Consider the following 379-nt stretch of genomic DNA (forward strand, 5'->3'; position numbering starts at 1 on the left):
ATGGACGGAAAGGCTGTACTTCGAGACAAGAAGGAGGTAAAGGCAGACAGTCTTCAGAATCCTAACGATCCTGATGCAACCTATCGTGCCAAGAACGACCAGAAGGTGCAAAGCTATGTGACCAACATCACAGAGACTGTAGAGGAAGGCAAGCCTAACATCATCACTTCCGTTCAGGTTGAAACTGCAGTATTTGCAGACTGCTATTTCCTTCAGGAGGCTGTGGAAAACAGTGAACGTGTCACGGATTCTACGATTGAAGACCTGTATGCAGATGGGAACTGATACCACATGACGAGGATGGTCTGACCGTCAGGGAGATTGCTACTGGCAACACCTATGAGGCCGTCAAAGCCGTCACAAAGCAGGGCTCCAGAAA

General features: G+C 48.8%; 1 pseudogene. It reads left to right on the forward strand.

Going from position 1 to position 379, the window contains the following annotated elements:
* Positions 1 to 285, forward strand: a pseudogene (locus ACTQ53_RS17675) (transposase); the annotation flags it as partial.
* Between the last annotated feature and the right edge of the window lie 94 nt (positions 286 to 379).

This window comes from Prevotella sp. Sow4_E9_plate (assembly GCF_052116205.1).
GTDB lineage: Bacteria > Bacteroidota > Bacteroidia > Bacteroidales > Bacteroidaceae > Prevotella.